The organism is Agarivorans sp. MS3-6 (assembly GCF_054112545.1).
The window spans coordinates 3,533,698-3,555,088 of record NZ_CM134202.1 but is presented as its reverse complement, the minus strand read 5'-3'; the positions used below and the strand labels follow the sequence as shown (position 1 = coordinate 3,555,088).

The following is a 21,391-nucleotide window of genomic DNA, read 5'->3' as shown; positions in this document are numbered from 1 at the left end:
TCTCCTACTGCTTTAGCTTAGGATCGAGGGCATCACGCAAGCCATCGCCCATTAAGTTAAAGGCTAATACGGTTAACAGAATGACTAGGCCAGGGAAGGTAACCACCCACCACGCGCGCTGTACAAACTGTAAGGCATCAGCCAACATGCTTCCCCACTCAGGTTGTGGCGGCTGTGCGCCCAAACCTAAGAAGCCTAAAGCAGCCATATCCAAAATAGCGTTAGAAAAACCTAAAGTAGCTTGCACAATTAACGGGGCTAAACAGTTAGGTAAAATAGTAATAAACATTAAACGCAGTGAACCCGCACCAGCCACTCGTGAAGATATTACGTAGTCTTTGTTTAGCTCGGCAATGGTAGAGGCTCGCGTTAAGCGCACATAGTGAGGCAACGATACAATGGCAATCGCCATCGCAGCATTAAAAATACTTGGGCCCAAGATAGCCACAATCGCAATCGCCAATAGCAGGCTTGGCATCGCCAGCATAATATCAACCGCTCGCATAATCACGGTTTCAATGGTGCCCCTAAAAAAGCCTGCGATTAAGCCAAACATGACGCCTAAGCCTAGAGAAAGGGTCACGACGAGAACACCAATAAATAGTGATAATTGTGCGCCGTGAATCAGACGAGACAAAATATCACGGCCTACATCATCGGTACCTAGTAGGTAAGAACTATTTCCGCCATCTAGCCAAGCGGGAGGTAATAATAGCGCATCACGATATTGCTCAACCGGTGAATGCGGAGCAATCACACTGGCAAATATTGCGATGATTAAAATACAAATAATGAAAACCAAGCCAATCACAGCGCCGGTATTTTGGCTAAAGTAACCCCAAAATTCTTGCAGCGGGGTTTGCACTTGTGGCCCTGTAGTAGCAGGGCTAGTTGTTTGTTCTGACATTAAAATATGCTCCGTTATTTGCTATGACGGATCCGTGGGTTAACCACGCCGTACATAATGTCTACTAGCAAATTAACTACAATAATGATGGTGGCGACAATTAAAATACCACCTTGTACTACAGGATAATCGCGACGACCAATCGATTCGATAAGCCATTTACCAATACCAGGCCAAGCGAAAATGGTTTCGGTTAAAATGGCACCTGAAAGTAGAATCCCCACCTGCAAGCCAATCACCGTAATCACCGGGATAAGCGCATTACGCAAAGCGTGCACCACAATCACTCGCATTGGCGCCATACCTTTTGAACGGGCAGTACGAATGTAATCTTCACCTAACACTTCTAGCATTGAAGAGCGTGTCATACGGGCAATCACTGCCATTGGAATAGTGCCCAATACAATACTAGGTAACACCAGGTGATGCAGTGCTGAGGCAAATGCGCCCTCTTCACCTGATAACAAGGTATCGATTAACATAAAGCCGGTAACTTCATCGATCCAATAAGTAACATCTAGCCTACCGGAGACGGGCGTGATCCCTAGGTGAACTGAAAACACTAACATTAACAGTAGTGCCCACCAGAATATGGGCATCGAATAGCCGGTTAAAGAAAAGGTCATTACCGAGTGGTCAAATATGGACCCTCGTTTCACCGCCGCGATAATGCCGCAGGGCAGCCCGACCAAAATAGCAAATAATGCCGCGCAAGATGCCAATTCCACCGTGGCTGGAAATAGCGTCATAAATTCTTCGGTTACAGGTGTCTTGGTGATTAATGAACGACCAAGATCTCCACTCGCAATATTTTTCACATAATCAAAGTATTGGACCAACAAGGGTTGATCTAAGCCTAATTCGGCACGCAAGGCAGCATGACGCTCAGGTGACACGCCTCTTTCTCCCGCCATGACTTCAATTGGATCACCAGGAATTAGGCGAATTAGCGTAAAGGTTAAAAGAGTAATGCCGATGAAGGTGGGTATTACCAACATCAATTTTTTTATAATAAATTGAAACATAACTACAGCTCTGTGTCTGAAGGAAGGAAAGGGGCTGTTGCCAGCCCCTTAAGGATTACTATTTTAGCGACACGCCATAGAAGTGGTGACCGCCTAGAGGGTCAATCTTAAAGCCTTGAACTTCTTTACGAAGTGGCTTGTAAGCCACTGAGTGAGCGATAGTGATCCAAGGAGCTTGCTCTTTGAAAATCATCTGCGCTTCTTCGTATAGCGGTGTACGATCTGCTTGAACAGAAATCTGCTTAGCTTTCATGATCACGTCATTGAATGGTTTATGACACCACATTGCACGGTTACCGCCACCAACAGCATCACAACCTAGTAATACACTTAGGAAGTTATCTGGGTCACCATTATCACCGGTCCAACCTAGCAATACCGTATCGTGTTCGCCTTGCTTAGAACGCTTAAGGTATTCACCCCATTCGTAGCTAACGATCTCAGCTGTCACACCGACTTTCGCCCAATCAGCTTGAATCACTTCAGCCATACGACGCGCGTTAGGGTTATAAGGACGTTGAACTGGCATTGCCCAAATATTGGTCTTAAGGTCAGTAATACCCGCTTCCGCTAATAATGCTTTGGCTTTTACCGGATCGTAAGAGTAATCAACAACTTTTTCGTTGTAAGACCACATTGTTGGTGGGATTGGGTTCTTAGCGATTTTACCGCTACCCTGGAATACCGCATCAATAATCGCTTGCTTGTTAACCGCTAGGCTAAGCGCTTGGCGCACTTTAACGTTATCAAACGGCGCTTTTTGGGTATTGAATGCGAGGTAACCAACGTTCAAACCTTCTTGGCTTAATAAGTTGATGTCTGGGTCTTTCTGCATTTGCTCAACATCAGCAGGGTTTGGATAAGGCATTACATGACATTCGCCAGCTTTAAGCTTAGCGTAACGTACTGAAGCATCAGGCGTAATTGAGAATACCAAACGGTCAATGGCTGGAGCGCCTTGCCAGTAATCAGCATTACCTACGTAACGAATGATTGAGTCTTTTTGGTATTGTACTTTTTGGAAAGGACCGGTACCCACTGGGTCAAGGTCTAATTTCTCAGGCGTACCCGCCGCTAGCATTGCGTCGGCTTGTTCGGCTGAAAATACCGATGCAAAATCCATCGCCATATTGGCGATAAATGGTGCTTCAGGCTTGCTTAACACAAACTTAACGGTGTAATCGTCAACTTTAACGATTTCTTTCACAAGATCGTTCATGCCCATGCCACTGTAGTACTCGTAAGAACCACCTGACACTTTATGGTATGGATGCTCTGGATCGTCTTGACGTTCAAAGGTGAATACTACGTCGTCAGCATTGAAGTCACGGCTTGGTTTAAAGCCTTTTTTCTGAGTATGGAATTTTACGCCTTTGCGCAAGTGAAAAGTATACTCTAGACCATCTTCAGAAACTTCCCAAGACTCAGCTAAGCCTGGAACAACGTTAGTTGTACCTACTTCAAACTCAACCAAACGGTTAAATATGGTCTTAGAAGACGCATCAAATGTGGTTCCAGCTGTGTATAAGCTAGGGTTGAAACCTTCTGGGCTGCCTTCTGAACAAAAGACAAATGTTTGTGTTTTAGCCTGTGCGCTTACCGCAATCGCACTTGCAACTAGTGCAAAAGACAGCTTCGCTAATCCTTTTTTCATTATCGTTCTCCGTGTGACATCTTGTCATGTATGCAACCGTTATGACTGCATTTTCGGTGTGTTTGCGAATAGACTAATAATTGTTGTTGTTGATAAATCTAGACCCTGTTCTTAAAAACACCCCCATTAAAGGTGAATTTGTGAGCTGAGTTAGATCAAATCAGGTCTTATCCGCTTTTTGCCCGTTATAAACTAGTATTTTTATCTGCCAGTGTAAATAGCATAGACAGGATTTTATAACACAAAATGAAGCTGCCACAGTCAAAGTGATTAGAGATTCGCTATAAGGTCATATTTATGCAAAAAGGAATAAGCTTATGTAATGTTTACATAAGCAGAATCAACTACAATTGAGGGATTAGAAAAAGGAAAATTGGTGAGAATGATTAATTAGGCGAAAACAAACAGCACAACTTGCAAACAAATTGCTGCAAACACCCCTGCTAATACGTCATCTATCATTATACCGAAGCCACCATGAACTTTTTTATCTAAAATTTTGATCGGCCAAGGCTTTAATACATCAAAAAATCGAAATAATACAAATCCAAGCAATACATTGAGTGGTGAAAGTGGCACCGCCAGCATGGTTATCCAATAGCCAACAAACTCATCCCAAACAATTCCACCATGGTCATGAACGCCCATGGCGTCACTGGCTTTTTGGCAGCACCATACACCAAATACGAAAGAAACGAATAGCACCGTAATGTATTGCCAGAGAGGTAAACCTGAAAGAAGTAAATAAAGCGGAATTGCAGCCACAGTACCAAAAGTACCCGGCGCTTTAGGGGCTAAGCCGCTACCAAAGCCAACGGCACAAAGGTGAAGCGGATTACGTAAGTTTAGCTTAGCTAAAGCCTTATCCATTAATGGTTTTCTCTACTTTTTAGGTTTATACAAAGTGATCCCAACCAGCATGTTCTATCTGGTAAGGTTTGTCTTGATAGAGCAACTTGATCTCGCCTTTACCGGGGGCTAACTGGCCAATACACGTATAAGGCACACCACTGTAGGATAGTGAAGTATCTAACGACCCTTTATTAGACTCTGGTACAGTAAAGCACAACTCGTAGTCTTCCCCACCATTCAGTGCAAAAGCAAAACATTGGTCAACGCTAACCGCTTCACACATGGTTTCAGATATAGGGAGCTGATCAAGCTTTAAGGTAGCACTGCAGTTACTCTGCTTCAGAATGTGTTGCAAGTCGTTATATAAACCATCTGATATATCGATGGTTGAGCTGGCGATATCTCTAAGTCCATAACCGGCTAGAACGCGCGGCTGAGGATAGTAGTGTTGCTTTAAGCTTAACTCTAACTGCTGTGGATTAAGCTGTAGCTTATTTTGTAAGTGTGCAAGGGCAAGGCCCGAATCACCCACACTACCAGTGACATATAGCCAATCACCTGGCTTAGCACCATTACGGCGCAAAGCTTTACCGCTAGGCACGGCGCCATGCACAGTCACTGTAATACTCAACGGCCCCTTGGTAGTATCACCGCCAATAAGGTCAACGTTAAAGTATTCAGCTAAATCAAAGAAACCGCGGCAAAATTGCGCTAACCACTGTTCATTTGCATCCGGCAGCGTGATGGCTAAGGTAGCCCAACGAGGTTCAGCCCCCATTGCCGCCATATCACTCAGATTAACAGCTAAGGCCTTATGCCCTAAAGCTCGAGGTGGGATATCTTTAAAAAAGTGTACGCCTTCAACTAAGGTGTCAGTAGAAATGGCGAGATGACTATTTTCAGGGGGCATCACCAGCGCAGCGTCATCACCAATGCCAAGAATAACATCTTGGCGTGATTTGCGTTGCTGGAAGTACTTTTCAATGATATCAAACTCACCAAGCGGTGACTGAGACGACATAGAATTACGACTTGAACTGTTGTAAGCGAAGTACCTTGTCTAGTACGCCATTTACAAACTTATGGCTATCTTCTGCTGCAAATGATTTTGCTAATTCAATGGCTTCATTTATCACAACTTTAGGTGGGACATCTGTCACCATCAGTAACTCATAAACACCAATCAATAAAATTGCATGTTCAACAATATCTAACTCTTCCAACTTGCGTGACAGCGAAGAACTCATCGCCTTATCAAGTTTTTCATGGTTAGCCACTACTCCTGAAATTAAATCAGAAAAGTACGGTACATCGGCTTTACTCATGTCCTGTTCAGTTAAGAACTGATGTTCGATGTTAGCAACGCTGTCCTTGGTCACCTGCCATTGATAAATTGCCTGGGTGGCAAATTGCCTAGCTTTACGACGTGCGGCTGGTTTCACAGAGATATCCTCAAATTATTCTTATATCTGATCAACTAAGTTGATCATTTCTAAAGCACTTAGGGCGGCTTCGGTACCTTTATTACCCATTTTAGTGCCGGCGCGTTCAATCGCCTGCTCTATAGACTCAGTGGTTAATACACCAAAAGTAACGGGAATGTCATACTCCATCATTACTTGGGCTAAACCTTTATGGCATTCGTTGGCCACTAATTCGAAATGGTAAGTACCACCACGAATAACGGTGCCTAAAGCAATAATAGCATCGTATTTTTTAGTCGCGGCGATACGTTTTGCAGCTAGCGGAATTTCTACCGCGCCTGGCACACGTACAACCGTGATATTGTCATCACTTACTCCACCTTGGCGGGTAAGTGTATCCACTGCTCCAGATAATAAACTTTCGTTAATAAAGCTATTAAAACGAGCAATAACAATGGCTACTTTAGCGTTTGGAGTCGCTAGGTTTGCTTCAATTACTTTCATAAAACTGTTGCCTTTTCTTTGAGTCCATCAAAAAAATCGCGCTATTCTAGCACAACTAACTTGGTAGACATGAAATTATCTTATTTCGTTACAAATACGCTGAGTTATTGTTGATCGATGTACTCAAGCACTTCGAGACCAAAACCTGATAGTGCATGGTAGCGTTTTGGAGAGCTCAGCAAACGCATTTTGCTTACCCCCAAATCAGCCAAAATCTGAGACCCTACACCCACGGTACGAGAAGCACTTTTCACCTTTTTCTGATTAGGTGTTTCACCTTTATCTTGTAAGGCAAAGGCTTTAACTTGCTCAACTAAGTTTTCCGCATTGTCATCAGTGCTTAATAAAACCAATACGCCATTTTCTTTAGCAATTTTCTCTAAGGCTTTATCTAAAGGCCAGCTCATTTTACCCGCGCGATCACTGCCCAATAAATCACTAAAGGTGTTATGAAGATGCACCCTTACTAAAGTGGGGTCTTGCGGGGTAATTTCGCCAGCTTGCATAACAAAATGCACTTTTTCATCAATGGTGTCACGGTAAGTAATCAGTTTAAACTCTCCGTGGCGCGTTGGCATATTACATTCTGCGACCCGCTCAATGGTGGTTTCATTATTGTTACGGTATTCAATTAAGTCAGCAATCGTTCCCATTTTTAGGCCATGTTCTTTGCAGAACACTTCTAAATCTGGACGACGAGCCATGGTGCCATCTTGATTTAATATTTCCACAATCACTGCGGCGGGTTCACGGCCAGCGAGGCGCGCTAGATCGGTACCCGCCTCGGTATGACCGGCGCGAGTTAATACTCCCCCCTCTTGTGCCATCAATGGAAAGATATGGCCCGGCATCACGATATCGGCAGGTTTTGCATCACGCGCTACTGCAGCTTGCACGGTACGAGAGCGATCCGCAGCAGAAATGCCGGTAGTCACACCTTGAGAAGCTTCAATTGATACCGTGAAATTGGTGGCAAATTGCTCGGTATTTACGTCAACCATTAATGGCAATTTGAGTTGCTGACAGCGTTGTTTGGTCATCGGTAAACAAATTAAGCCACGACCGTAAGTTGCCATAAAATTAATCGCTTCAGGCGTAACCATATCAGCAGCCATAATCAGATCGCCTTCATTTTCACGATCTTCATCATCCATTAACACCACCATTTTTCCATGGCGTAAATCTTCAATAATTTCTTCAATACTGCTTAGTGACATAGCAAACCTTTCTTACCTTGAGGGGTATTATTCATTATTATATATGCTTATTACTGCTGGCTGCGCCTATCGCATAAAGCCATGCTGCGCCAAAAAAGCAGTACTAATTGTAGATTCTTTATTTTCTTCCGCATAGCCAATCAAGCGTTCAACATAACGAGCAATAACATCCACTTCTAGATTGATTTTTTGCCCTGGCGCCCACTGAGAGATAGTGGTTTGCTCTGCGGTATGGGGAATAATGGTTAAACGCAGCTGCTGTTGCTGCACTTCGTTTACCGTTAAGCTAATCCCATCAACCGTTACTGAACCTTTATGAGCAATGTAACGCGCCAACTCGCTAGGTACTTTAAGCCATATATTAATCGCTCGAGCGCTGGGAGATATATTTACCACCTCAGCCAAGCCATCAACGTGACCACTCACAATATGCCCACCAAAACGATTAGTGGCTAACATCGCTTTTTCCAGATTAACTTTATCGCCTTGCTTACATTTGGCTAAAGAGGTGAGGCTAAGCGTTTCGGTGGAGACATCGGCACAAAAGAAGTCACTGCCATACTCAACGACGGTTAAACAAATACCGTTTACCGCGATACTGTCGCCCAGCCTAACATCAGCCATATCCAAGTGCCCGCAGGCAATATTTAAACGCACATCGCCGCGACGCTTTTCAATACTGCTAATTTTGCCTAGGGCTTCGATGATTCCAGTAAACATTATTGCACACCCTGTGATTGCGGGATCCAGATAGTCTTAATATCAGGGCCAACTTGTCGAGTTTCAAGGCACATCCAAGATTTTAGCTCGCTCATTTTAGTAAAGCCCTTTAGCTCAACTAAGCTATTGGCATCGGCCCCCATTAACAAACCCGCTTGATAACAGATTAATTGGTCAACGACATCAGCCTTAATGAGTGCCGCAGCAAACTGTGACCCCGCTTCAACCCATAAGTCATTTATCTCTGCCTCGGCCAATTGTTCTAACAAACTCAGCAAACCACCCTCTTCATTAAAGGTGAGCTGTTTAGCCGCTGTAAGTTCAGGCTGTAATGCTAAGCCTGCAACCCATAGAGATTGAGGGTGTTGAAATATATTAAGTGTTTTAGGCGCAGCAGAAAGGCGCTGTTGGCGATCAACAATAATCCGCAATGGCTGACGTAAATCTTTAGCTGCCAGTTGCTGCCTTAAACTGCCCAATTCGACATGGCGTACATTTAAACTGGCATTATCTCGCAATACCGTGGCGGCTGTAGATAAAATTGCATGGCTACGCGCTCTTTCACGCTGCACATCGCTGCGCGAATAGGCCGATGTGATCCATTTGCTTTCACCGTTCGCCAATGCCGTTTTAGCATCAATAGAACCGGCCAACTTCAAACGAACAAACGGCCGTTTGCGCTCAATTCGACTTAAGAAGCCGGGGTTTAGCGATCGCGCAGCTTGTTCCATTAGCCCTGTACGAACCTTTACCCCTGCGTGTTCTAAGCGTTTAATACCACGCCCAGCCACTTGAGGATTAGGGTCTACCATGGCAATAATGACTTCAGCAACTTGCAATTCAACGAGCATCGTTGCGCAAGCCGGTGTTCGCCCCACATGGCTACAAGGCTCAAGTGTAACGTAACAGCTAGCCCCTTGTAGGCTATGGCCACGTGCTTTGGCATTCGCTACCGCCTTGACTTCAGCGTGCCCCTCACCAGCTTTTTGGTGATACCCCTCGCCAATTACTTGGCCGTTTTTCACCAATACACAACCGACGTTAGGATTAGGAGCCGTGGTATAGCAACCTCGTTTGGCGAGGCTAATTGCGCGTGCCATAAACTGGCTATCAGCCACTGAAAAATTCACCTATTTTTCCAGCTTCGCAATTTCTTCACTGAATTCTTTGATGTCTTCAAATGAGTGATACACCGAAGCAAAACGCACATAAGCGACTTTGTCTAACATGATAAGCTGCTCCATCACTATGTTACCGATAAACTTGGTTTCTACTTCGCGCTCACCTGTGGCGCGTAACTGTGATTTAATCTTGTTTACTGCTTGCTCTACTTCGTCAACACTAACCGGACGTTTCTCTAATGCTCGCATCATGCCAGCGCGCATTTTTTCTTCGTTAAAAGGTTCTCTTATTCCATTACCTTTAATCACTCTTGGCATCACCAATTCAGCGACTTCGAATGAGGTAAAGCGTTCATGGCATTCCAAGCACTCTCTACGTCGTCTCACTTGATGGCCATCGGCTACCAATCTAGAGTCAATGACTTTGGTTTCGTGAGCAGAGCAAAATGGACAGTACATAAATATTACCTTTTTTAAGCCTAGCTCGATTTTATCTGGTTAGTTACAGAAGGTACAGGCTAGCTGAGATAAAGACTTGCTTACTAGGGGATAATAGAAACCCAAGGGGAGTTAGCTCAATAAGCACGGTGATTTATGTTGAGTAAAACTTTGAGCTAGCTCTCAACTCTGGCCTTTCTCTGGCCCACCTTAGCAATCCAAGAGATAGCTAAGCCACTGAAAATAAAAGCGCTAGATAGATTCGTAAGACAAAGCTGAGCATAGTAGTACTCCCTTACTACCCGCTGATAAATAGAAGAACTATCATGAGCACCAATGTTAACAAAACGTTAAAGGTGAGTTATGAGTAAGGTATTAATTATCGCGGGTGACTTTGTTGAAGACTATGAGTTAATGGTGCCTTTTCAGGCTTTACAAATGGTCGGTCACGAAGTTACTGCAGTTTGCCCTGACAAAAAAGCTGGTGAGCAAATCAAAACCGCGATTCACGATTTTGAAGGCGATCAAACCTACACCGAAAAACCCGGCCACAACTTTACCCTTAACGGTAATTTTGATGATATTGAAGAAGTAGATTTTGATGCCATACTATTACCCGGGGGCCGAGCCCCTGAATACCTGCGTCTCAACGCCAAAGTGCTATCTCTTATAAAGAGCTTTGACGCTAACAATAAGCCCATTGCTGCTGTTTGCCATGGCGCCCAGTTACTCACCGCCGCGGGTATCGCTGCCGGAAGACAGATATCAGCCTACCCAGCTTGTGCGCCAGAAGTGACCGCTGCAGGAGGGGCGTTCGCAGACATTGAAGTCAACCAAGCTATCAGTGATAAAAATCTTGTGACCGCTCCAGCTTGGCCAGCCCACCCCGCTTGGCTTGCACAGTTTAACAAATTGTTAAATTAAGACTAAAGTGACACTGCAATATTTACCATTATGGACCATGATTGAGGCTAGTCTTAATCATGGTTATATCATCGATGTGTGAAATATATTCAGGGACAGAAACGGCCTTATTTGAGCTTAAAGCGCGTTCAGTTAGGCTTGACGGCGTGGTCACAAGCATTCGATTGGAAGCGATTTTTTGGCAGCTACTCGAGCAAATAGCAAACGAAGCCGATCTGAGCTTAGCGGCATTCTTGACGCAAATTTACCATGAAGTTTTACAGCGTGACGAAAAAGTAGGCAATTTCACGTCGCTGCTACGAGTGGCCTGCACCACTTATTTAAACCAAGGTGAGCGATTAGTGCTGAATAAAGCTAAGCCTAAGCAACCCAAAATGGGCAAATCCATTGCCAATAACTACGTTTAAGTAACAATTAGCAGCATAAAGCCACCCCAGATGACAAATTGTATGATCATCAATCGTTTTGCGGTCTGAATTGGATTCATATCCATTGTGTTTATCTCTCATTTTAAATTACCCACGGTGCTGGTAATTTGACTTATCAATTAGGTCTTAAAAACTGAGCAATTTCAGTACCAACTGTCTAATTCTCAGGCTAAAACCCAGCCTATCCCTCCTTGGTTTGTGTTCCTATTCACATTTAGTCTTAATAATCCGTAGTTTTACTAACAAACAAATACAAAAAAGGAGGCATAAAGCCTCCTTTCTTTTATCTCGTCAATCCCTGACGTTTACATGCTTACTTAAGCGTAGACCGGGAAACGCTGGCAAAGTGCTAACACTTGGCCTTTTACACGTTCAATCACAGCTTCATCTTGTAGATTATCGAGTACATCACAGATCCAGCCGGCTAACTCTTTAGAAGCCGCAACATCAAGACCTCGACGAGTAATCGCAGGAGTACCAATACGCAGTCCACTAGTAACAAACGGTGAACGAGGATCGTTAGGTACCGAGTTCTTGTTCACTGTAATGTTAGCGCGACCCAAAGCTGCATCAGCTTCTTTACCAGTAATGTCTTTATCAATGAGATCAACCAAGAATAAGTGGTTTTCTGTACCGTTAGATACAATCTTGTAACCACGCTCTTGAAGTACCGCAACCATTGCCTTGGCATTATCTAGCACTTGTTGCTGGTATTGCTTAAACTCAGGCTCCATCGCTTCTTTGAAGGCTACTGCTTTAGCGGCAATAACGTGCATCAAAGGACCACCTTGGCCGCCAGGGAATACAGCAGAGTTCAGTTTCTTCTCTATTGCTTCGTTGGCGCGAGCTAGTATTAGACCACCACGTGGGCCGGCTAAGGTTTTATGCGTAGTGGTAGTTACTACGTCAGCGATTGGCACAGGGTTCGGGTATAAACCTGCAGCTACAAGACCAGCGACGTGGGCCATGTCTACAAATAGGTAAGCACCTACTTCGTCGGCAATATCACGGAAACGCTGCCAATCAACCACTCCTGAGTACGCTGAAAAGCCAGCAATAATCATTTGAGGTTTGTGTTCTCTAGCTAAACGCTCAACTTCTGCGTAATCTAGTTCGCCAGTTTCAGGATTAATTCCGTATTGAACGGCGTTATAGATTTTGCCCGAGAAGCTTACACTGGCACCGTGGGTTAAGTGGCCACCGTGAGCTAAGCTCATACCTAACACAGTATCGCCAGCTTTTAACAGCGCCATAAATACTGCTGAGTTAGCTTGTGAGCCTGCATGCGGTTGCACGTTAGCATAGTCAGCACCGAACAGTTGTTTCGCTCGTTCAATAGCCAACACTTCAGCTTGGTCTACGTACTCACAACCACCATAGTAACGCTTACCAGGGTATCCCTCAGCGTACTTGTTAGTAAGGTAAGAGCCTTGCGCTTCCATTACTCGTGGACTGGCATAGTTCTCAGAAGCAATCAATTCGATATGCTCTTCTTGACGAACTTCTTCTTTAGTAATGGCTTGCCATAGTTCGGCATCGTAATCGGCGATATTCATATCACGCTTTAACATCAGTATCTCCTGACTCTTTTGTTACATGTTGGTGGGTGATTTTTCGAAGGCGCATTCTAACCTGAGTCCTTTTCAGATCACAGTAAAACTTTTTGCTACAGGTTTAGTTTTATCGAATAAACTTAACATAAACCTTTACGCTAGTTTGAATTCGCATAGTGAGCTTAACGCTGAAATTTTACAATTTTCTAACCGTTTGCTTTGAGCTTTATGAAATAAATTCACGTTAACCTTGTTATTACTTTGCGGTTGAATAGAACTTAAGTGATAATGATTATCATATGCATTTGTAACTTTGGATTTTTATGTTTATTCGCCTTATTAGCTTAATTATTATCTTTACTTCATTAGCGGCCTGTAGCTCAGCACCGACCAAGCAAGCACAACATCTCGCAGCGTTGGATACTTACTATGACTACATCATCTATGATCCAACAAACCAGCAAACGATTGACAATACCGACCAACTTGCCCATTTGCTAACAAACTCGTCGGTGGTGTTGTTTGGTGAGTTTCATAGCCAGCCGGCTATCCATTTAGCCCAATTGCGACTATTTCAATCCCTGTACGCGCAACAGCATGACTTAAGCTTGTCGATGGAACAATTTGACCGCAGCCAACAAGCCATAGTGAACCGCTACCTCGCGAACGAAATTGGTGAAGCCTGGTTAATTAAGCAAACTAACGCATGGCCTAACTACCCGTCTGATTATCGACCTTTGGTCGAGTTTGCCAAGCAACATGAGTTAAGGGTTGTCGCCGCCAATGCTCCCAAAAAGCTAGTGTCTTGCATTGGTCAACAAGGTCAAACTTATATTGACACCTTACCAACAGCCGAGCGCGCAATGCTAGCTGAAACATTTACTCGCGATGACCCTGATTATAAAGAGCGGCTATTTGGCAATGGCCACCATGGCGACCAAGCGCAAGCAGACAACCATTTTTTAGCCATGTTGGCGTGGGATGAAACGATGGCAGAATCAGTCGTCACTGAACTCGCCCACGGCGCAAGTAAACAAGTCATGCACATTGCCGGAAATTTTCATGTCGATATGCAGCAAGGCACTTACTCGCGAATCAAGCAACGATTAAACAATCAAACGATTTCATCCATTGTAGCGATTGACCAAGCAGAGTTTGCGCAGTTAGATGAGCAGCAAAAGGCCCTCAAGGGTGATTATCTCATTGTGGTAAAACAACTACCTATTCGCTATCAGCAGCAAGAGCATCAAATGGCGGAATACAGTGCTATAAATAAAAATAAAATTAATAGCTGCAAAAAGTAGAACTTATGTATCGTAAATTAACTAATGAAACTAACACTAACAACAGTATAAAATTGCATGAATTGTTAATGATATATTGCCAGTAACTCTTAAATCCCTGTATTTACCATGATTTTTTTTCGGATTTAGCAACAAACGCTTGCAGCTTGCTAATATTGAGCCATAATCATACCAGCGGCTCACTCATTGTAGTGAATGGCTTTGCTTAAACGAATCAACGATCTGACATCGGTCGTTAGAATTGAATAAAAAGGACGGACTTACCATGAATAAGCTTTTAGTTGCAGGCGCTATTGCTTCTACTATTTTACTAGCGGGTTGTTCTAACACTACCGCTCTAGAAAACAACGTACAATCATTAAGCGATAAAGTAGACGCATTGTCTAACGAAGTTGCAGCTCTTCGTGCAGAGCAAAGCTCTTTGAGTGGTGACATCAAGTCAGCTCAAATGAGTGCTGACCAAGCGAAAGCAGAAGCAATGCGTGCTAACGAACGTATTGACAACATCGCTTCTTCTTACACTAAGTAAGTTAGAATCGACGGTTTAAAGGTGATACTCAGTATCACCTTTTTTTATCCCTGCTTTTCACCCACAGCCAATGCAATACCCTGCTGATTTTTCAAGGCTTGATTTACCACTGACGAATCAATTCCCGCTTGGGTAATAAACTTAATATCATCACGACTTAGTTTTAGCGACGTCGCTTGCGAAATATCTTCTTGTGAACGGTTTAAAGGCTGATGAACTTCTAATAGGTATTCACCATTCGTTTCGGTTGAGTGTTTGATGGATTGATCAATAATTCGCACCGGTGTTCGCACATTGACCTGAGAAAACAAGTATTCAATATCATGCGGAAACAAACGAATACAACCAGAACTTACCCGTAACCCTACCCCAAACTCTTTGTTTGTACCGTGTATCAAGTACTCGCCATTGCCATAAGCCAAACGAAGCGCATATTCACCTAAGGGATTTTCTGGCCCCGCTTGAACCACCGCCGGCAAAGTAATGCCTTTAGCTAGGTATTCATTACGAATATTCTGAGTGGGCGTCCAGGTTGGTTGCTCTCTTTTTTGGCTTATATGCGTGCTCATTTCAGGGGTTTCACGGCCTATACGACCAATCCCGATCGGAAATACATCAACGACATTAGTATCAGGGCGAAAGTAATACAGACGCAGTTCGGCTAAGTTAACCACTACCCCTTTACGCTCAACATCGGGTAATAAGATTTGCGTAGGTATCAGTAATTCGGTACCTGCTTCAGGCAAGAAAGGGTCGACGCCTTTGTTGGCTGCCATCACTGCCAAAAAGCCCACTTCATAACGTTCAGCGATATGCGCAATAGTCTCTCCTTTGCGCACGATATGCCATTGGTTACCCCCCATTAAGCGATTACCCTCAGCGGGTAAATCGTAAGTTAACGCAGAAACAGACCATGACAAACATAAGACGAAACAGGCAACAAACAATCTTTTCATGAATAACTTTATCCTATAAATGAAATCGCAACATAACACTAAATGGGACTTATTTCGACAAAGTGCTGGTGCTCACAAAGCAACTCGACGGATTTTTTATATAAATCGCTGCAGAACAGCGCTTATATCAAACAACTAAAGCGATTAAGCGCGAGCAAACACTGGCATCCCTTGGCGAAGCCAGTATCATAAGCCTGAAGAATAATAGTTGCTGAATCGGTGTAAACGTTAAACACATCGACAACAAATGAAAAATCTAGAGGAACGGCGAATGGCCCAATTCATATATACGATGAACCGTGTTGGTAAAATCGTACCGCCTAAAAAGCATATTCTAAAAAATATCTCATTAAGTTTTTTCCCTGGTGCCAAAATTGGTGTGTTGGGTTTAAATGGCTCAGGTAAATCCACCTTACTCCGCATTATGGCGGGTATTGATACCGAGATTGAAGGGGAAGCACGCGCCAACCCTGGTACCAAAATTGGTTATTTAGCTCAAGAGCCTAAAATGGACCTTGATAAAACGGTGCGTGAAGTTGTAGAAGAAGCGGTAGCTGTTGTTAAAAATGCCCAAACTCGCCTTGATGAAGTTTATGCCGCCTACGCAGAGCCCGATGCAGATTTTGATGCCCTAGCTCAAGAGCAAGGTGAACTTGAAGCTATTCTAGCCACTCACGATGCCCATAGTTTAGAGAATCAATTAGAGCGGGCCGCCGATGCGCTTCGACTACCAGATTGGGATGCAAAAATAGAGAAGCTATCTGGTGGTGAACGACGCCGTGTTGCATTATGTCGTTTATTGCTTGAGAAACCTGACATGTTGTTACTCGACGAACCGACCAACCACTTGGATGCGGAATCAGTAGGATGGCTAGAGCGTTTCTTACATGATTACGAAGGAACCGTAGTAGCAGTAACTCACGACCGTTACTTCTTAGATAATGTGGCAGGTTGGATCTTAGAACTTGACCGTGGTGAAGGTATTCCATGGGAAGGAAACTACTCTTCTTGGTTAGAACAAAAAGAAGACCGCCTAAGCCAAGAAGCATCACAAGAAAAAGCCCGTATGAAGTCAATTCAAAAAGAATTGGAATGGGTTCGCTCAAATGCTAAAGGTCGCCAAAGTAAGAGCAAATCTCGTATGGCTCGTTTTGAAGAGTTAAACACCCAAAGCTTCCAAAGCCGTAATGAAACTAACGAGCTATTTATTCCTGCGGCGCAACGCTTAGGGGATAAAGTCATTGACGTTAATAACCTCAGCAAAGCCTATGACGGCCGAGTGTTGATTAACGACTTATCTTTCAGCATTCCTAAGGGTGCGATAGTCGGTATTATTGGACCAAACGGCGCCGGTAAATCAACGTTATTCAAGATGATAACCGGTGCAGAACAGGCTGACTCAGGAACCGTTGAGGTAGGCGATTCCGTTCAAATAGCCAGTGTCGACCAGTTCCGTGATGATATGGACGACAAGGCAACTGTTTGGCAAGAAGTGTCTGGCGGTTCTGACATACTAAGAATTGGTAATGTTGAGATCCCTAGTCGCGCTTATGTGGGCCGCTTTAACTTTAAAGGCTCTGATCAACAAAAACGTGTAGGTGAGCTATCGGGTGGTGAACGTGGCCGTTTGCATTTAGCAAAACTGTTACAAGCCGGCGGAAACGTGCTACTACTGGATGAACCAACCAACGACCTTGATGTAGAAACACTGCGAGCGCTAGAGAACGCACTACTAGAATTTGCTGGTTGCGCCATGGTTATCTCGCATGACCGTTGGTTCTTAGACCGAATCGCTACTCATATTCTTGATTACCGCGATGAAGGACAAGTTAACTTCCATGCTGGTAATTACACCGAGTATGAAGCTTGGCTTAAAGAAACCATTGGTGAAGCAGCAGCACAACCTCATCGCATTAAATACAAGCGTATTAGCTAGATTGCTTAAATCAAATGGCTTAAATCAAGTCGTTTGTATTTGCTAATGAGTACAGCGTAATAAGCAAAAGGTCACCCTAAGGTGACCTTTTTTATGTCTGCTCAAAAAACCACTAACTTAAACTATCCAATAGTGCTTTAGCATCTTGGTATTCAGAAAATTGTTGGTCTAGCTCTAAGGCGGCTTTAACTTCCTGTTTGGCCTCAGCATTACGGCCTAACTTAGCCAAGACAAAAGCGATATGATAGCGAATAGCCGCATCAGATGAATCCATAGTATACGCTTCGCGCAGGTGTATTAAGCCTTGGTCTAAATTGCCTCGCTTAACTTCAATCCAGCCAATGGTATCCAGCACCGCAGCGTTTTTAACCCCTTGGTTTACAGCCAAAGCAATAACCTCGTGCGCTTTATCTAAATCACTGGCGGCGTAGATATTAGCCAAATTATTCAAAATGCCAGGTTCGTTGTATAACGCGGGGATCAATCGCAAAGCCTCATAGTGTCGCTGGGCTTTGGCATAGTTTTGCTGCTGCAGATAACTGTCGGCCAATAGACGACGATGCCAAGCTTTTTCAGGGCTATCATCTACAATGCCTTCTAGTTGCTGAAGAAATACCTCGGTCTCAATATCTTGCTTAGCAAGCTGGTAGAGCTTAATCACCGCTTCGCGATTAAAGGCATTTTGCCTAAGCGCTTCACGGTATTCTTTTTGTGCTTGTAGCTTGACGCTTTTACGCAACAGAATATCGCCTTTTAAAACGTGTAGCTCGCTGCTTTCACCAAAAAGCTCTTCTAGATTGGCTACCGTTGTCTCGGCCTCTTCTATTTGCTGTTGAGCCAACTCTACCTTGGTCAGTAACACCAAGGTAGCCATTTGCTCAGGGTCAAGCTGATGAGATTTGATTAAACTGCTTTTTGCTGCGGCTAATTGTTTGGCTTGAATTTGGAGCTGCGCTAAAACAACCAACTTAGCGGGTTGCGCTTTCCACATACTATCTAATAAACCCAGCGGTTTCTCAGCGTCTTGATAACGCTCTAAACGAATTAATACCTCTGCGTAGGCAGATAAGTATTGCTCATTGAGAATGTACTCTCGATTAAGTTTTTCAACTTCACCTAAAGCTAAACTCCACTGCTGAGTTTGCATATAAATATCTAGTTTTAGCTCTCTCGCTACTCTATTGTCTTGTTGATAAAGCAACACTTTATCCAATTGAGCTAAGGCCTCAGGAAACTGCTGTTGTTGGATATGAGTACGCGCAGCTAGAACGCGGCTAGGTGTATGATTATTTTGCGTCTTTAAAACTTGTTCCAATAGCAACAGGGCTTGCTCTGGTTTAGCTTGGTTTTTTAAAATAACGGCTTTATTGAAACGAGCCCCTATATTTTCAGGGCTGAGCGCTAATACATCATCCAAATAGCGCAATGCTAGATCTAACTGTTGTGTTTTAAGATAGTAAGCAGCAATCAGATTTTGGGTATTACTGGTTTGAATGTTTCGACTAATGAGTGCTTCAACAACTTTTTCAGCTTCCGTAAAGTCATCAACTTCTAAGGCCAACTCGCCTTTCAGCTGCAACCACTTTATCGGCGCATCTGCCTCGCTATAAGGTAGGCTTTGCAGCAAGGATAAGGCACGCTCAGATTCACTATTTGCTCGAGCTAGCTCCGCCTCTAAAATCACCACATAATTTGAGTCACTATGATAGGCACGAACTTGGTCAAAAGCTTGTTCAGCTGCACGTAAGCGACCCGCATCAATATACAAATATACCAACTGAACTGATAAGCCTAAGTCACGAATGATGTATTCGAAGTTATCTTGCAGTAACAACTGCAACTTATAAGGTTCGCCTGAACGCAGATAAACTTTAGCCAACATGCGCGTAGCGCCTAAGTCGCTTGGCTTTTGTTGTAAGTATTGACTTAAATACTGTTTAGCTTTCTCATCATTTTGTAAAATAAATTCTGATGCGCCTTGGATGAATAATAGGGTTGTAGTGTCTGTAAGCTCGCCTTTTTCCGTCGCAGAGACCTTTTGGGATAACTCAGCGAGGGTTTGCTCGGCGAGTTCAGACTGTTGTTCATCTGCCAATAAGGTGGCACTGATAAGAATGGCGGTAGGGTCGTTAGGCGTTTGTTCTTGAACTTTCTTTAGATAGTGCTTGGCTTTCTCTATCTGATTACTTTTCAAATGAATCATTACCAGACTGCGCAAAATTTTAGGATCGTTAGGATCTAACTTATAAGCTTTTTCATAGCTAGCCAAAGCCTCACTCAACTGGCCTTGACTCGCTGCAAGCTCCCCCTTTAGCAACCAAGTACGCTCATTAAGCTTATCAATTAACAAAGAACGTTCAACCCATTGCTCAGCCAGTACATATTCTTTTTGGCGCAGGAACAAAGTAGCTAAGGTGTTCATAGCATTTGGTTTATTTGGCAATATCTTTATAGCTTGTTCAAACTCATTTCGCGCTAAGACGACTTGAGAGTTAAGTAGATAAATGCGACCTCGTAATAGCTTCCATTCAAATAGCGTTGCTTGCGAGAACTCGTTGACACGTTCTTCGTAGCCGAGTAACTCTGAAGACTTACCTTGTAACAACAAAGCGTTACCTAACAGCGGCAACACTAAGTTAATATCCGCCCCTAAGTTTAAGGCGTCCTTTAATTGTTTTTCTGCCGAAGCAAGATTGTTGGCATTGAAATAAACTTTAGCAAGTAATAGCTTGGATGATAGGTGTTCTGGGTCTGCTTTCAGGGCGTTTTTTAAGTGAATAAACGACTCGTTTTCATCCCCCAGGTGATAAGCTTTTACCGCTAATTCATATTCATTAATTTGTTCATTGGCTAAAGTAAGCTGGCTAAAGGTTATTAGGGCGAGTGCGATTACGATTTTATTCATTATCAACTTTGATTCCTTGTTACATCAGAGGTTAATCAATTAACCTCGCAACAGTATCTAATGAACCGCAGGTAAAAAAAAGACAAAAAAATACGAAACACAGAGTATTTCGTATTTTTGTTTAAACAGGGAAGTTTAATTTTAAGCTTGGCGCTTCTTACTGCGTAAGGCTAAGCCAAACAGGCCTGCAGCAAACAGCAGCACGGTTCCTGGTTCGGGCACACTGGTAGCAGGCTGTACAGAGTTTCCACTTACTCCAGCTAACTTGAAGCCATCATTGTTACTAGACCAATTTAAGTCGCCAAATATTGGATTATAAGCGCCAATTAACCAGTACTTAGATGAAGCACTAGTAGTAATTGATTGGTAAGCATAAGCATCAGCATTGCTGACTTCAGCTTCAGTAGTCCAACCTAAACCGGCTAAATCTGCCCAAGTCTTCCTATGAAGTGCTGGTGCGTTGTCACCCGAATAAGCTAAAACAGAAACATCAGCATGGCTTGAACCTTGATTGTTACGATCTACGTAATCCTCTTGAGCCCACCCCAGAGTAAACCCAGCTAAATTGACCGCTTCGTCAAAAGTTAACAATACCATGTCAAAATCGTTGCCATAGCTGTCAATTGAATGACCAGGAGTGCTGTTGCCCTCATCTCTATTTTGAGACATCAAACCCCAACGATCATCGTAGGTAAGCTTAGTAGAAAGAATCTGCGAGTCGTTAGGTCGACGTGTATCAGACCAACCTTTAATGCTCAAGCCATCAAGGGTCATCGTGTTACCGTAACCGTTTGAATTGCCACCGCTCAATACACCATCATCAAAGTCCCAGACTTGCTCTGCTGAAAAAGCCGATAAAGATATGGCACAGCTGGCTACTAATAAAATTTGTTTAAACACAACGCCTCCAAATTTAGCATTCTGTAGATAAAAAGATTAACTTACCGCTAACAAAGCAAATATCAAGCCAACAAAAATAAACCTTTATATACAA

20 protein-coding genes are annotated in these 21,391 nt (G+C 43.5%); 5 read left to right on the top strand and 15 right to left on the bottom strand.

Annotated elements, in window-relative coordinates:
- Positions 1–4: 4 nt before the first annotated feature.
- The 11 genes from dppC to nrdR all read right to left on the bottom strand — a co-directional run bounded on the left by dppC (position 5) and on the right by nrdR (position 9,883).
- The gene (gene dppC / locus ACVFI8_RS16375; RefSeq protein ID WP_248712512.1) at positions 5–907 is read right to left on the bottom strand and encodes a dipeptide ABC transporter permease DppC; all 903 of its coding nucleotides are present in this window, start codon (positions 905–907) and stop codon (positions 5–7) included.
- 14 nt (positions 908–921) lie between these two features.
- Entirely contained in the window at positions 922–1,932 is a 1,011-nt protein-coding gene (locus ACVFI8_RS16370) for an ABC transporter permease subunit (RefSeq protein ID WP_248712513.1), read from the bottom strand.
- Between the two features lie 58 nt (positions 1,933–1,990).
- Positions 1,991–3,586, bottom strand: coding sequence for an ABC transporter substrate-binding protein (locus tag ACVFI8_RS16365; RefSeq protein WP_248712514.1), 1,596 nt, complete (start codon positions 3,584–3,586; stop codon positions 1,991–1,993).
- Positions 3,587–3,976: 390 nt separating this feature from the next.
- Positions 3,977–4,456 (bottom strand): phosphatidylglycerophosphatase A family protein, encoded by a 480-nt coding sequence (locus tag ACVFI8_RS16360; RefSeq protein WP_248712515.1) that lies wholly within the window; start codon positions 4,454–4,456, stop codon positions 3,977–3,979.
- A 25-nt stretch (positions 4,457–4,481) separates the two neighbouring features.
- Positions 4,482–5,459: a thiamine-phosphate kinase gene (thiL, locus tag ACVFI8_RS16355; protein ID WP_248712516.1), complete on the bottom strand. Its 978-nt coding sequence runs from the start codon at positions 5,457–5,459 to the stop codon at positions 4,482–4,484.
- Positions 5,460–5,463: 4 nt separating this feature from the next.
- Complete coding sequence (nusB, locus tag ACVFI8_RS16350) at positions 5,464–5,880, bottom strand: transcription antitermination factor NusB (protein ID WP_248712517.1); 417 nt, start codon at positions 5,878–5,880, stop codon at positions 5,464–5,466.
- 21 nt (positions 5,881–5,901) lie between these two features.
- Positions 5,902–6,366, bottom strand: a complete 465-nt coding sequence (gene ribH / locus ACVFI8_RS16345; RefSeq protein ID WP_248712518.1) for a 6,7-dimethyl-8-ribityllumazine synthase — start codon at positions 6,364–6,366, stop codon at positions 5,902–5,904.
- A gap of 104 nt (positions 6,367–6,470) precedes the next feature.
- Complete coding sequence (gene ribBA, locus ACVFI8_RS16340; RefSeq protein WP_248712519.1) at positions 6,471–7,583, bottom strand: bifunctional 3,4-dihydroxy-2-butanone-4-phosphate synthase/GTP cyclohydrolase II; 1,113 nt, start codon at positions 7,581–7,583, stop codon at positions 6,471–6,473.
- A 66-nt stretch (positions 7,584–7,649) separates the two neighbouring features.
- Positions 7,650–8,303: a riboflavin synthase gene (locus ACVFI8_RS16335; RefSeq protein WP_248712520.1), complete on the bottom strand. Its 654-nt coding sequence runs from the start codon at positions 8,301–8,303 to the stop codon at positions 7,650–7,652.
- Positions 8,303–9,433 carry a bifunctional diaminohydroxyphosphoribosylaminopyrimidine deaminase/5-amino-6-(5-phosphoribosylamino)uracil reductase RibD gene (gene ribD, locus ACVFI8_RS16330; RefSeq protein ID WP_248712521.1) on the bottom strand — a complete coding sequence of 377 codons (1,131 nt, stop codon included), beginning with the start codon at positions 9,431–9,433 and terminating at the stop codon, positions 8,303–8,305. The genes ACVFI8_RS16335 and ribD overlap by 1 nt, the downstream gene beginning before the upstream one ends.
- On the bottom strand, positions 9,434–9,883 hold the full coding sequence (gene nrdR, locus ACVFI8_RS16325) for a transcriptional regulator NrdR (protein ID WP_248712522.1): 450 nt from the start codon (positions 9,881–9,883) through the stop codon (positions 9,434–9,436).
- Between the two features lie 342 nt (positions 9,884–10,225).
- Between nrdR and ACVFI8_RS16320 the strand changes: the two genes are divergently transcribed.
- Together ACVFI8_RS16320 and ACVFI8_RS16315 are read left to right on the top strand one after the other, a co-directional pair.
- Positions 10,226–10,786, top strand: coding sequence for a DJ-1/PfpI family protein (locus ACVFI8_RS16320; protein WP_457871940.1), 561 nt, complete (start codon positions 10,226–10,228; stop codon positions 10,784–10,786).
- Positions 10,787–10,860: 74 nt separating this feature from the next.
- Complete coding sequence (locus ACVFI8_RS16315) at positions 10,861–11,193, top strand: ribbon-helix-helix domain-containing protein (protein ID WP_248712524.1); 333 nt, start codon at positions 10,861–10,863, stop codon at positions 11,191–11,193.
- A 338-nt stretch (positions 11,194–11,531) separates the two neighbouring features.
- On the opposite strand, the gene glyA is transcribed toward ACVFI8_RS16315, so the two are convergent.
- Positions 11,532–12,785 (bottom strand): serine hydroxymethyltransferase, encoded by a 1,254-nt coding sequence (glyA, locus tag ACVFI8_RS16310; RefSeq protein ID WP_248712525.1) that lies wholly within the window; start codon positions 12,783–12,785, stop codon positions 11,532–11,534.
- 305 nt (positions 12,786–13,090) lie between these two features.
- On the opposite strand from glyA, the gene ACVFI8_RS16305 reads away from it, so the two are divergent.
- On the top strand, positions 13,091–14,071 hold the full coding sequence (locus ACVFI8_RS16305; protein WP_248712526.1) for a ChaN family lipoprotein: 981 nt from the start codon (positions 13,091–13,093) through the stop codon (positions 14,069–14,071).
- 265 nt (positions 14,072–14,336) lie between these two features.
- Positions 14,337–14,600, top strand: coding sequence for an Lpp/OprI family alanine-zipper lipoprotein (locus ACVFI8_RS16300; RefSeq protein ID WP_248712527.1), 264 nt, complete (start codon positions 14,337–14,339; stop codon positions 14,598–14,600).
- A 44-nt stretch (positions 14,601–14,644) separates the two neighbouring features.
- Here the strand turns inward: ACVFI8_RS16300 and ACVFI8_RS16295 are convergent, their stop codons facing one another.
- Positions 14,645–15,556: a L,D-transpeptidase family protein gene (locus tag ACVFI8_RS16295; RefSeq protein WP_248712528.1), complete on the bottom strand. Its 912-nt coding sequence runs from the start codon at positions 15,554–15,556 to the stop codon at positions 14,645–14,647.
- A 271-nt stretch (positions 15,557–15,827) separates the two neighbouring features.
- On the opposite strand from ACVFI8_RS16295, the gene ettA reads away from it, so the two are divergent.
- Positions 15,828–17,492, top strand: a complete 1,665-nt coding sequence (gene ettA, locus ACVFI8_RS16290) for an energy-dependent translational throttle protein EttA (RefSeq protein WP_248712529.1) — start codon at positions 15,828–15,830, stop codon at positions 17,490–17,492.
- 112 nt (positions 17,493–17,604) lie between these two features.
- Here ettA and ACVFI8_RS16285 read toward each other — a convergent pair whose 3' ends face one another.
- Together ACVFI8_RS16285 and xdp1 are read right to left on the bottom strand one after the other, a co-directional pair.
- On the bottom strand, positions 17,605–20,397 hold the full coding sequence (locus ACVFI8_RS16285; protein WP_248712530.1) for a tetratricopeptide repeat protein: 2,793 nt from the start codon (positions 20,395–20,397) through the stop codon (positions 17,605–17,607).
- Between the two features lie 141 nt (positions 20,398–20,538).
- Positions 20,539–21,297, bottom strand: coding sequence for an exosortase-dependent surface protein XDP1 (xdp1, locus tag ACVFI8_RS16280; RefSeq protein WP_248712531.1), 759 nt, complete (start codon positions 21,295–21,297; stop codon positions 20,539–20,541).
- Positions 21,298–21,391 lie beyond the last annotated feature (94 nt).